General features: G+C 67.1%; 10 protein-coding genes. 1 reads left to right on the forward strand and 9 read right to left on the reverse strand.

What is annotated here, in order from left to right; translation table 11 throughout:
- Nucleotides 1–127 precede the first annotated feature (127 nt).
- From G7A99_RS12455 to G7A99_RS12495, 9 genes are all read right to left on the reverse strand, one after another.
- The gene (locus tag G7A99_RS12455) at nt 128–877 is read right to left on the reverse strand and encodes an aspartate/glutamate racemase family protein (protein ID WP_163140581.1); all 750 of its coding nucleotides are present in this window, start codon (nt 875–877) and stop codon (nt 128–130) included.
- 61 nt (nt 878–938) lie between these two features.
- On the reverse strand, nt 939–1,826 hold the full coding sequence (locus G7A99_RS12460) for an ABC transporter permease subunit (RefSeq protein ID WP_163140583.1): 888 nt from the start codon (nt 1,824–1,826) through the stop codon (nt 939–941).
- Nucleotides 1,819–2,640, reverse strand: coding sequence for a taurine ABC transporter ATP-binding protein (locus G7A99_RS12465; RefSeq protein ID WP_163140597.1), 822 nt, complete (start codon nt 2,638–2,640; stop codon nt 1,819–1,821). Before G7A99_RS12465 ends, G7A99_RS12460 begins: the two co-directional genes overlap by 8 nt.
- Before the next feature lie 166 nt (nt 2,641–2,806).
- A complete protein-coding gene (locus G7A99_RS12470) occupies nt 2,807–4,003 on the reverse strand; it encodes a DegT/DnrJ/EryC1/StrS aminotransferase family protein (RefSeq protein WP_205599838.1) in 1,197 nt (398 codons plus the stop codon).
- Between the two features lie 22 nt (nt 4,004–4,025).
- On the reverse strand, nt 4,026–5,336 hold the full coding sequence (gene hisD, locus G7A99_RS12475; protein ID WP_163140587.1) for a histidinol dehydrogenase: 1,311 nt from the start codon (nt 5,334–5,336) through the stop codon (nt 4,026–4,028).
- Between the two features lie 54 nt (nt 5,337–5,390).
- Nucleotides 5,391–6,404, reverse strand: coding sequence for a D-cysteine desulfhydrase (locus tag G7A99_RS12480; protein ID WP_163140589.1), 1,014 nt, complete (start codon nt 6,402–6,404; stop codon nt 5,391–5,393).
- 560 nt (nt 6,405–6,964) lie between these two features.
- A complete protein-coding gene (locus tag G7A99_RS12485) occupies nt 6,965–8,353 on the reverse strand; it encodes an amidase (protein ID WP_163140591.1) in 1,389 nt (462 codons plus the stop codon).
- Nucleotides 8,354–8,558: 205 nt separating this feature from the next.
- The gene (tauA, locus tag G7A99_RS12490) at nt 8,559–9,584 is read right to left on the reverse strand and encodes a taurine ABC transporter substrate-binding protein (RefSeq protein ID WP_163140593.1); all 1,026 of its coding nucleotides are present in this window, start codon (nt 9,582–9,584) and stop codon (nt 8,559–8,561) included.
- An 86-nt stretch (nt 9,585–9,670) separates the two neighbouring features.
- Nucleotides 9,671–10,732 carry a D-cysteine desulfhydrase gene (locus G7A99_RS12495; protein ID WP_240466269.1) on the reverse strand — a complete coding sequence of 354 codons (1,062 nt, stop codon included), beginning with the start codon at nt 10,730–10,732 and terminating at the stop codon, nt 9,671–9,673.
- Between the two features lie 197 nt (nt 10,733–10,929).
- Here G7A99_RS12495 and G7A99_RS12500 point away from each other — a divergent pair, with 197 nt between their 5' ends.
- Entirely contained in the window at nt 10,930–11,838 is a 909-nt protein-coding gene (locus G7A99_RS12500; protein WP_163140595.1) for a LysR family transcriptional regulator, read from the forward strand.
- The last annotated feature ends 144 nt before the right edge of the window (nt 11,839–11,982 follow it).

The following is an 11,982-nucleotide window of genomic DNA, read 5'->3' on the forward strand; positions in this document are numbered from 1 at the left end:
TCGGCGAACCGCTGAGCATGAACTTCATGGTCGGCGGCGCGGCGATCCTCGCCGGCGTGGTCTGCATCAACCTGTAGCCGCCGACGCCTCCGACTGCGGGGAATGACGGGGCGATTCCCGGGCGGTGTTACCAGCCCGTCGTCACCGGCACGCCGGCCGGAACGCCACGGTCACCCGGCGATACGCCATGCTTCACGTAGGCGACGATTCGCTCCGCGAGCACCTGAAGGGTGTCAAAGGCGGGCACCGGCGCAGCGAACCGATCGGCGATCAGGGAGAACTCGGTGCAGCCGAGCACCAGCGCGTCCGCACCCCCTTCGGCAAGCTCCCGTGCGGCGGCGGCGAGCAGCGCCACCTCCCGGGACGTGACCCGGTCGGCCTTTACTGCACGAATGACCTCCAGCAGGCCCCCCTCGTCACCCGGATACACCAGGGAGACACCGTGGCGCTGCGCATACTGCTCGTAGAGTGCGACCTTGCGCAGCGCGGGCGAGGCCAGCATCCCCACCCGTGCCGGCGTGCCGGTCTTCGCGGTGACCGTCGCGAGGGTCAGATCCACGAGGTTCCAGACCGGCACGGACACCGCCGCGGCGGCGTCGCCCCAGTAGTGGTGCGCGGTATTGCAGGGGATCACCAGGAAATCGGCCCCACACCCCTCCAGCGACCGTGCCATGCCGGCGATCGTGGGCCCCGGATCCTCGCCGGCACCCTCGATCAGCGCCTTGATACGCGAGGGCACCTTGGGGTTGTTGTCCACGAGCATGTGGATGTGATCGGCGTCGTCGGCCGCCGGGGTGGCGTCGATGACCCGCTGCATCAGCTCCACGGTCGCTTCGGGGCCCATCCCCCCGATCACGCCGACGACTGGCTCACTCATGGCTGCTGTCTCTCGTTGCCTCGCGTTGGTGTGAAACCGCCGGAACACCGGCGGTTCACGGCTACACCTTGCCTTTCCAGGGCACCAGCCAGCGCTCCAGAAAGCGCATCATGATGTCGAAGCCCAGCGCGATCAGGCCGATCACGATAATGCCCATGAACACCACGTCCGTGACCAGGAACTCCGAGGCGTTGAGCACCATGTAACCAAGGCCCTGCTTCGCCGCGACCATTTCGGCCGCGACGAGCGTCGTCCAGCCGAAGCCGATACCGATGCGCATGCCGGTGATAATCTCGGGCATGGCCCCCATGAGGATGACCTGCATGATCACCTGACCGCGGTTGGCGCCCATCGCGTAGGCGGCGTGGATCTGCTCGATGGAGACCGAGCGCACGCCCGCCCTGGCGTTCAGGCACATCGGCGCGAACATGGAGAGGAATATGAGGATGACCTTGGATTCCTCACCGATGCCGAACCAGATGATCGCCAGGGGCAGATAGGCCAGTGGCGGAATGGGGCGGTAGAACTCCACGGGCGGATCGAAGATGCCGCGCATCACCCGGTTGACGCCCATCATCACGCCGATCGGTATGGCGGTAACCACGGCCACGGCAAAGGCGCCGAATACCCGCGACATGCTTGCCAGCGTGTGCTCGAGCAGCGTTCCGCCGCCGAAGCCACTGACGGCCACCTCGTAGAACTTGTGGATGACGGCCTGCGGCGTCGGCAGGAACAGCGGTTGAATCAGGCCCAGATTGGTCACCAGCGTCCACAGGGCGAGCAGGGTCACCACCGTGGCCACACTGATCGCCGCGCTCTTGCCCTGGCCGGGCGCCCCGAACGAATCGCCGGGTTTGGCCGGGCCCGCGCCGAAATGGTTCTTCAACAGGGCCATGAGGCCGCCGGATTCCCGGTGACCGATGTCGTGTTCGGCAACTGCGTTACGCATTGGCGGCCTCCCTCGATGGGGGCGTTTCGGCCCCGGCGTTTTCGTCGCTGGTGATGATGTCCAGAACCTCTTCACGCATGTCGATGAAATCCCGGCTCGACTTCACCGCACGCGCGTCGCGGCATTCCATGAAACGCTCCTGGAAATCGAGCTTGTAGGTATGCGTAATGCGTCCCGGGCGTGGCGACATCACGATCAGCTTGGTCGCCATGAACAGGGCCTCCTCCACGCTGTGCGTGATGAAGAACACCATCTTCCCGGTGCCACGCCAGACATCCAGGATCAGCTCCTGCAACGTCTCGCGCGTGAGCTGATCGAGGGCACCGAGTGGCTCGTCCATCAGGAACATCGACGGATCGCTGGTGAGCGCCCGCGCGATACCGACGCGCTGCTGCATGCCGCCGGAGAGCTGATAGATGGCGTGTTCCTTGAACTCCCCGAGGCCGACGAGGTCGAGGTTGCGCTCGGCGATCTGCAGCCGCTCGTTCTTCGACACGCCCTGCAGCTTGAGGCCGAAGGCGACGTTCTTGATGACATTGAGCCAGGGCATCAGGGCATGCTTCTGGAACACCACGCCGCGGTCGGGACCCGGCCCCTCGACCGGCTTGCCGTTGAGCAGTACCTGCCCTTCGCTGGGTTGGATGAACCCCGCGAGCAGATTCAGCAGGCTGGTCTTGCCACAGCCCGAGGCCCCCAGGGCGACCACGAAGTCGTCGTTGTCGATACGGAAATTGATGTCGTCCAACGCGTGAACCTCTTCGCCGGGCGTGCTCCCCGGGAAGACCAGACTCACGTTGTTGATGTCCATGGTCATACGCACCTCCGGAAACCGGCTTCGGCCGCCCTCGGCGCGGGACCCCGGCCCCGTCGCCAGGCGTCGGCGCAACGGCCGGGCACGATGCCCGCCGGGACTGGTTCTGCGCTTGTGTTTCTCATCTCTCCTCCGATCTTGGTGCTCACGATCGAGCACGGTTCCGTGACTAACCGCGCACCGCGACATCCAGTGCTTCGGCCAGGATCTCCGCGATGCTCTCGCAGTCCGCCTCCGTGAACGTCAGCGGAATGCGGATATCGCAGAGGGTGGCCAGGATCGTCGCGGTCCGCGGCAGGGACCGCGTGCCGGCCAGATAGCGCCAGCTGTCGTAGCGGCTGGTGTAGCCTTTGGGTTCTGGATCCCCGAACCACTTGACGGGAACGCCCCGCTGCGCGGCGGCGTCGCAGAACGAGCGGATCGCCTCCGCGTCGAGCTCCGGCAGCGAGAACTGAATGGAGCTGCCCACATACGCCTCGTGTGCCGGGCGGGTCGGAAGCCGAACCCCGGGGATCCCGCGCAGCCCCCGCTCGAGGGCAGCGTAGAGGTGGTTCCAGCGACGGCAGCGCTCGTCGAGCTCGCGGAGCTGCGGCCTGAGAACGGCCGCCCGCAGGTTGTCCATCCGCCCGCTGTAATTCGGGGTATCCAGGCGGACCTCGGAAAAGGTCTCCGGCGGGGGCGCGGCGAGGTGCCGGTCGTAGAACATGTACGACCCGGACAGCAGGACCGCGCGCCGCATGACCTCCGCGTCGCCCGTGACCAACAGCCCCCCTTCGCCGGAATTGAGGTGCTTGTACGTCTGGGTGCTGAAGCAGGCGACCGTGCCGAACGTGCCGCTCATGCGCCCGCGCCACCGGGCACCCATCGTGTGGGCGCAATCCTCCACCAGGGTGATCCCGCGCTCGTCGCAGAACGCGGCGATGGCGTCCATGTCGGCAATGTGCCCGCGCATGTGGGACAGGAGAAAGACCCGTGCGCCGGATTCCTCCGCGGCGCGGCGAAGGTCCTGGAGATCGACCGTGTAGTCCTCGTTGGTCTCCACGAGGACCGCACGGGCGCCGGCGTTGTGTATCGCGCCCGGGACGGGCGAGAGGGTAAAGGCGTTGGAGAGGACCGGCTCACCCGGGTCGAGGCCCAGGCTGCAGAGCGCCACGTGCAGGGCGTAACCGCCGGAGGCGCAGGCAAGGCAGTACGGCAGACCGATGTAATCGGCGAACTCGCGCTCCAGCAGCGCGGCCTCGCCGGGCTCCCCGGGGGCCGTGTTGTAGCGGTGAAGGCGACCCGAACGCAGCACCGAGACGGCCTGCTCGATCGCCTCCTCGGAGATCGGTTCCTGCTGGGTAAAGGACTTGGAAAAGGTCTTCACGTAACGCTCCCGGCTCGAAGGCTCAGCGCTGGGTGTGCCGGTGAATGACGAAGTCCCAGTTCTGGTCCGGGAAGTACTTCTGCAGCCGCCAGTCGCAGGCCCTGGCATGCCCCTCCATGCCCTCGACGCGGGAAATCCGCGACCCCACGGCGCTGAAGGTCCGGTTGGCCTCCGGGCTGATCTGCTGGTAGGTGAGGACCTTCATGAACTTGTGAACGTTGAGCCCGCCGCTGTAGCGACCCGCGCGCTTGGTGGGCAGGATGTGGTTGGTCCCGGAGCACTTGTCACCGTGGGTGACGGTGCTGCCCTCGCCGAGGAACAGCGACCCGTAGTTGCTGAGGTTGTGCTTCCACCACTCCAGGTCCTCGGCCAGGACCTGCAGGTGCTCGGAGGCATACCGGTCACTGACCTCCACCACCTCCTCGCGGGTCTGGCACAGGACGATCTCGCCGTGGTCCCGCCAGGCCGAGTGCACGACGTCGGGGTCGGGCATGTCGTCCGCGAGTTCGGGGACCAGCTCCAGCACCCGCCGGGCCACCGACTCGGATGTCGTGAACAGCCACACGGGCGAATTCGACCCGTGCTCGGCCTGGGACACCAGGTCCACCGCGATCGTCATTGGGTCGGCGCTGTCGTCGGCGATCACCGCCGACTCCGTGGGCCCGGCAAAGACATCGATTCCAACCCGCCCGAACAGCAGGCGCTTGGCCTCGGCGACATAGGCGTTCCCCGGCCCCACCAGGATGTCCGCCTCGCGGCCGGTGAACAGGCCGTAGGCCATGCTCGCCATGGCGTGCACGCCGCCCATCTCCAGGATGACATTGGCCCCGGCCAGGTCCATGGCGTAGGCCACGGCGGGGTTGATGCCCTCGCCCCGCGGCGGCGAGCAGGCGACCACGAAGGGCACGCCGGCGGCCTTCGCCGTGGCCACGCTCATGATCGCGGAGGCGGCATGGGCATAGCGGCCGCCGGGGATGTAGCAGCCGGCGCACTGAACCGGCATCACGCGCTGGCCGAGCCATACCCCTGGCTCCGTCTCCAGCTCGAATTCGGTGAGGCTGTCGCGCTGCGCCTCGGCGAAACGCCGGACCTGGGTGTGGGCGAATCGGATGTCCGCCTTGACGCCCTCGGGGACCTCGTCGATCAGCGCCTGCTTCTTCTCGGGCGCGAGGACGAAGTCCCCCTCCCAGCCGTCGAACTTCCGGGCGTAGTCGCGCACGGCGTCCTCGCCGCGCTCGCGGATGTCCTCGAGCATGCCGCGCACGGCATCGGTGACGCGCTCGTCCTCGGCCTCGACCCCGGCCTTTGCCGCGGCGCGCTTTATGTACTCCATGCCTCTCTCCTCCGTACCGGCATCTTCGTGTCAGGGGTTTCGCAGCGCCCGGAATCAGGCCCGGTAGTCCCGGAATCCGAAGGTATCGGGATAACCGAACAGCGCGGCGCTGCCGCCGGTATGCACGAAGACCACGTTCTCGTCAGGCTCGAAGTGACCACGGCGGACCAGGTCGATCAGGCCGGCCATGCCCTTGCCCGAGTAGACCGGATCCAGCAGGATCCCCTCCAGGCGCCCGAGCAGGTCGACCGCCTCCACCATCCCATCGGTGGGAATGCCGTAGCCCTCGCCCACGTAGTCGCAGTTCGCCATCACGTCCTCGCGCGCCACCGCGTCGCCGATACCGAGATGCCCGGCGGTGCGCTGCGCGAGCGCGAAGACGTTCTCCTCCTGCTTCTCCCGCGGGGCCCGCACCCCGATACCCAGCACCGGGATGCCGCTATTCGAACCGCTGAGCCCCGTGACCAGGCCCGCCTGCGTCCCGGCACTGCCCGTGGCGTGCACCACCCGGTCGACCCGCAGCCCGCGGTCGTTCGCCTGGGTGAGCAGCTCCAGGGCCGCGTTCACGTAACCCAGTGCGCCGGTCTCGTTGGAGCCACCGCCGGGAATGATGTACGGGCGCCGGCCATCGCCGCGCAGTCGTTCCGCCAACGTGTCCATCTCCGCGTTCATGTCCGCGCCGCCGGGGCGCATGGCCAGGCTCGCCCCGTGGAGCTGGTCCAGGAAGACGTTGCCGTTGTAGTTGTACGCCGGCTCCGTGCTGCCGGTGCGATCCTCCAGCAGGATATGGCAGTCCAGCCCCAGCTTCGCGGCAATCGCCGCCGTCTGCCGGGCATGGTTCGACTGGGTCGCCCCCTGCGTGATCACCGTGTCCGCCCCGCGCTCCAGCGCGTCGGCCATCAAAAACTCCAGCTTGCGCGTCTTGTTGCCGCCAGTGGACAGGCCCGTGCAGTCATCCCGCTTGATCCACAGATTCGGACCACCGAGGTAATCGCTCAGCCGCTTCATCGGCTCCAGCGGCGTCGGCAGATGGGCAAAGTGCAGTCGAGGGAACCGTGACAGGTGCATGCGAACCTCCAGCCTCAAGTTATGCATATCTTTAATGCTCGATTCGTGCCGGGGTCGACATGGCTTCTGGAAAACCGGCCAACTCCCTTTGCACGTGAGCGACTTGGGAAACGGTAGCGCCGTGCAAAAAGCGTGACCAATGCCGAGTTCCTTACCGTGTATGCGGTTTTTGCATCGCCGTCACGTGGGCGGCCTGCCGCCGGAGAGGAGGACGATGAACCGGGCCCGAATGGCGGGTTTTCCGGCGCCCGTTATGGCGCACACTGGCTCCAAGGCAGCGGGTTTCGACCCGGGGCGGCAACGGGTCGACAATGCGAGGGGCAGGATGCGCGCTTATACCCGGTCCGGCTGATGGTGCGCCTGCCGGTCAGCACGTAGGGGGCGGCCCGGCCCCGGCGAGGGAGCCGGCCATGGGCGGGCGTTCGAGCCCATGGCGCGGGACTCCTTGATCTACGTGTGGCGTTCTTCGAATCCCCCGGCCTCGACGTCCGGCATTCGATAGCGGCAGTGACCGGCTTGCCGGCCTAGCCCTCGCCGTCCGCAGGGTTGACCGCGGGGGATCAATCGAATGGCCGGGGATCGCGTCGTCGGGTCCCGCCCAGGGCGGCCTCAATAGCGGTCGCCGTGGACAGCAGCTCGGCGTCCTCGCCGGCGGGGCGGCTGATCTGCAGACCGATGCCGTCGCGTCCCCGGAGGGGTACGGTCGCGGCACAATGGGCGAAGACGTTGCCCGGCCGGGTGTGCTCCAGGCTCCGGGCGATGAACGCGTTCGCCGCCGCGAGGTCACCCACCTCCTCCACCGGCACCGGCTGAATCGGAGACGTCGGTGTCACAAAGGCATCCACGCCCGCCAGGCGGGCGCTTGCCGCCCCGGCGAGCGTCTGCAGACGCCGCTGCATGCGGGCATAGTCCGCCGCCGACAGGTACTCGGCACCGTCCAGACGACTGATGGCGACCGGGTCGATCAGCTGCCTGTTTTCGGCCACTCGGCGGCGGCCGAGTGTCGCGAGGAGGTCCGTCGGCACGAGCTGTGCGAAGATTTCGTCGACCTCGCGGCGATCCACGCTCGACGGCCAGTGGATCTCCCGGAGCCTCGCACCCCGGCTTTCCAGCTCCCGCAACGCCTCCTCATATCGGCGGGCGACAGACGGGTTGGGACCGGCAAGGCAATCGGGCCCCGGGACGCCTAACCGTACGCCCGCGAGATCGGGACGGCCGTCCGCGCGGCGACCACCGAGGGCGGCAAAGGCGATCGCGGCATCACGGGCCCGCGCCGTCAGCAGGCCGACGCAGTCCATACTCGGGCAGAGCGGGAAGATCCCGTCCCGGGCCCAGACGTCGCGTGATGGCTTCAACCCGAAGACGCCGCAGAACGCCGCCGGCAGCCGAACCGAGCCGCCGGTATCCGTACCCACCGCGACCGCGCATAGCCCGGCGCCCACGGCCACCGCGGAGCCGTTACTCGAGCCGCCGGGAGTGAGTTGCCGTCCGCCGTCGATGGGGTTCCAGGGGGCAGGATGGGTCAGGTTGTGTGCACCCGCCGCGAACTCGATCGTGCGGGTCTTGCCCAGGATGATGCAGCCCGCGCGCCGCAGCTGCCGGACGAAGCTGCCTTCGGCCCCGATGCAGTCGGAGACGTCGATGCACGAGCCGGCCCGCGCCGGCGGATGACCGTCCACGGCGAACAGGTCCTTGACCGCAACGGGCACCCCCATGAGCGGGCCAAGGTCCGTGCCGCTGCGGAGCAGTCGATCGAGGGCATCCGCGGCCTCGAGGGCCTCGTCCGGGGCAATCGAGACGAAGGCATTCAGGATCGGATCGAGCGCCTGAATACGCTCGAGATAGGCCTCCGCCACGGCCCTTGCCGTCGTCTCCCCGTTTCGGAGCCGTCGGCCGAAGGCTTCTATCCCGCCTTCGGCGAGGGGATCGGAGGTGATATCCCTCTGCATGGGCTACCGCTGCTCCAGTGCCGGGTTGGGTGCGTCCGGGCGGGCCACCAGGCAGGCCGATCGGCGGCCTGCTCTGCCCCGTAATGGTTAGGAGGCGTCCCTGGTGACGCGTCGGGCGGATCCGGGGGCTCTCGTCGTGTCGCGTGCCCCGAGAACAGGGCGCGGCCGCCGGGGTGACTCGAGCCACCCCGGCGACCGTATCGCCTCACTGCTCCATGGCAGCCTTGACCCATTTGTCCGTCACGTAGTCCTCGGGGTGCTCCGGCACGCGTTCGACCTTGCCAAGCCCCTCGAGGAATTTTGCGGTGTCCTTCAGAGAGAAGGCCGCACCGGAGTCGGCTCCGCCGCCAAGCCACCGCTCGGAGGCCTGCTCATCCAGTGACGGGAAGACGTACTGCCCGAGTACCGTGGGTACGTCGCTCGCCTGGCCACCGGTGATGCTGACCACCTTCTTCACCAGGTCGGAATCCTCCGTCCACTTGTCCGGATGCTCCCGGTACATCATGGTGTACTTGTCGAGCACGCCGACGAAGGCGGTCATGAAATCCGGGTGGCCGTCCGCGAACTCGGGCCGAACCGTGTAGCCGTTGAACGTGCACTTGCCCAGCTCGCAGAGGTCGCCGGAGGTGATCATCACCTTGCCACCGTTACGCAGCATTCGCTGCAGGGCGGGGTTCCAGACGAACGCGCCGTCGATGTCACCACGTGCCCAGGCGGCAGCGGCCTGGCTCGGCTGCATGTTGAGAAGCCGAAGATCGCCCTCCTCGATACCCCAGTTCTGGAGCGCGAACATCATGTCGTAATGGCTCGTGGAGACGAAGGGCACGCCCAGCGTCTTCCCCTTCAGGTCCTCCGGGTCCTCGATACCGGCAGACTTGCGGACGACCAGCGCCTCGCTCTCACCGATTCCCTCGACGATGTAGAAGAGCTTCAGGTCCACACCGTGGGAGATGGCGGAGGCGATGGGGCTGGAGCCGGCCATCGCGACGTCCACGGATCCGGAAGCAACCGCGGAGATAACCTGCGAGCCGGAATCGAACTGATGCCAGTCGATGTCGTAGCCCGTGGCCTTCTCGAATTCGTGGTCGGCGATGGCCGCCTTCCACGGCTGATAGTTAAGCTGGTAGCCGACGGTGACGGTCTCCTTCGCGGACACGCTACCAACGGAAAACGCCAGGGCCCCGACCAGGGCACAGGTCATGGTTCTCAACCCGTTTCTGTCCAGTTTCATTTTCTCTTCCTCCTACGTCTCCGGGGGATGCCAGTGAATGTCGCTCGGACGTTCGCCCCGGTTTTATCGATAAATTCGTTGACGCCTTAGTTGTCAGAATCGGTCGGATCGCGGTCCGGGCCCCGATAGTCCGGGAAGCCGAAGGTATCGGGGTAACCGAACAGCGCCGCACTGCCGCCGGTATGCACAAAGACCACATTCTCCTCCGGCTTGAAGTGGCCGCGACGGACCAGGTCGATCAGCCCGGCCATCCCCTTGCCGGAGTACACCGGATCCAGAAGGACGCCCTCCAGGCGGGCGAGCAGGCGCACCGCCTCCACCATGCCGTCGGTGGGCACGCCATAGCCCTCGCCGACGTAATCGCAGTTGGCAATCACGTCCTCGCGCGAGACGGCGTGGCCCACCCCGATGAAATCGGCGGTACGCTGCGCGAGCGCGTGGACGTTCTCCTCCTGTTTCTCGCGCGGGGTGCGAACGCCGACACCGAGGACCGGAATGCCCGCGTTGGAGCCCGCGAGTCCGGTGACCAGTCCTGCCTGGGTACCGGCGCTGCCGGTGGCGTGCACGAGGTGGTCGATGCGCAGGGCCCGGTCGTTCGCCTGCGTGAGCAGCTCCAGGCCGGCGTTGACGTAGCCGAGGGCCCCGATCTCGTTCGACCCGCCGCCCGGAATGATATAGGGATTACGGCCATCCTCGCGCAGACGCCCGGCGAGCGCCTCCATCTCGGCGTTCATGTCGGCGCCGCCCGGGCGCATGGCGAGGCTCGCGCCATGGAGCTGATCGAGAAAGACGTTGCCGTTGTAGTTGTAGGCCGGGTCGGTACTGCCGGTGCGGTCCTCCAGCAGGATATGGCATTCCATACCGAGCCGGGCCGCCGCGGCGGCGGTCTGCCGCGCGTGGTTGGACTGGGTCGCGCCCTGCGTAATCACGGTGTCGGCACCGCGTCCCATGGCATCCGCCATGAGAAACTCGAGCTTGCGGGTCTTGTTGCCCCCCGTGGACAGCCCGGTGCAGTCATCGCGCTTGATCCACAGGGTCGGCCCACCGAGGTACTCGCTGAGCCGCGGCATCGGTTCCAGCGGCGTCGGCAGATGCGCAAAGCGCAGGCGGTTGAAGCGCGACAGGTGCATGCGGACTTCCAGTCTCACCAGATTATGCATAACTTCTATGCTCTACTCGTGATCACACCAGGGAGCTGTCACGGCCGACCGCTGCGCCCGCTGGTATGTGGTGTTTTTTCAGAAACTAGCCGCTCCTCCCGCTCATGACCAATGCCGGGTTGGTTGCCCTCTATAAATTTTTTGCATTATCGTCACGACATACGGTCGATTGCCGGAGGACCGCAATGAAGGTGACCTGGCTCGAGGACTTCCTCGCCCTCGTCGACACGGGCACGTTCTCCCGGGCGGCGAGCCTGAGAAACGTCACCCAGCCCGCCTTTTCCCGGAGGATCCAGATGTTCGAGGACTGGCTCGGCGTGGAGCTGGTCAACCGTCGCGCTCACCGGCTCGAACTGACGGACACGGCGGCCCGCTTCGAACCGGCGCTGCGGGGCCTGGTCAACGAGGTCTACGAGGTAAGAAGCCGGATGCGCGCCGACGCCGTGGCGGAACACCGCGTCGGCCTCACCACGCAGCACACGCTGATGGTGAGCCACCTGCCCCGGCTTCTCCGGCAGCTGCGCGACCGCCACGAAGGCACGGCGTTCCGGGTCCGGACGGGTAACCTCGAGGACTGCATCCTCCAGCTCAGCCGCGGCGAGGCGGACATGCTGATGTGCTTCGAGCTGGAGGGTGAACCGCTGAGCGGCTACACCGCGGGGAAGATGGAGCGGATCCCGGTGGGCATGGAACAGCTGATCCCCGTCGCGGCCAGGGACCCCAGCGGCCGGCCGAGCTTCGATCCGGTGGAGTCCCGCACAATCCGGCTTCTCAGCTACCCGGAGGAGAGCTTCCTGGGGCGGGTGGTACGCAATCAGTGCCTTGCCGAGCTCGTTCGCGACCACACGGTGGAGACCGTCTGCGAGTCCGCCTTCACCATGGGGATCAAGGAAATGACGCTATCCGGGCTGGGCATAGCGTGGCTGCCCTACCACCTCATCGAGCGTGAGATCCAGGACGGCTCACTGGTGGCGCTGCACGAATCACTCCATACTCCCCGGCTGAACATCTGCCTGTATGCGTCCACGGGCGAGCACGACCCGAGATTCGACGACATGTGGGCGGCCCTGAAGGCCGAATCACCGGCACTGTAACGACACCGCAGGAACGCGGTGTCGCCCCGGTGCTGCCTCAGGCAGTGGCGGCGACCCCGTTCTCGGCATCGAGCGCGGCATCCAGCGCCCGCAGAAAGCGCTCGACCACCGGCGAATGGGCCGGCACGGCACGCCGGACACACC

This window comes from Arhodomonas sp. KWT (assembly GCF_010993615.1).

Coding starts and splice junctions, on each gene's coding strand:
- tauA (WP_163140593.1), bottom strand. CDS start 9,584: ATGAAACTGGACAGAAACGGGTTGAGAACCATGACCTGTGCCCTGGTC.
- G7A99_RS12460 (WP_163140583.1), bottom strand. CDS start 1,826: ATGCGTAACGCAGTTGCCGAACACGACATCGGTCACCGGGAATCCGGC.
- G7A99_RS12485 (WP_163140591.1), bottom strand. CDS start 8,353: ATGCAGAGGGATATCACCTCCGATCCCCTCGCCGAAGGCGGGATAGAA.
- hisD (WP_163140587.1), bottom strand. CDS start 5,336: ATGGAGTACATAAAGCGCGCCGCGGCAAAGGCCGGGGTCGAGGCCGAG.
- G7A99_RS12455 (WP_163140581.1), bottom strand. CDS start 877: ATGAGTGAGCCAGTCGTCGGCGTGATCGGGGGGATGGGCCCCGAAGCG.
- G7A99_RS12465 (WP_163140597.1), bottom strand. CDS start 2,640: ATGACCATGGACATCAACAACGTGAGTCTGGTCTTCCCGGGGAGCACG.
- G7A99_RS12480 (WP_163140589.1), bottom strand. CDS start 6,404: ATGCACCTGTCACGGTTCCCTCGACTGCACTTTGCCCATCTGCCGACG.
- G7A99_RS12500 (WP_163140595.1), top strand. CDS start 10,930: ATGAAGGTGACCTGGCTCGAGGACTTCCTCGCCCTCGTCGACACGGGC.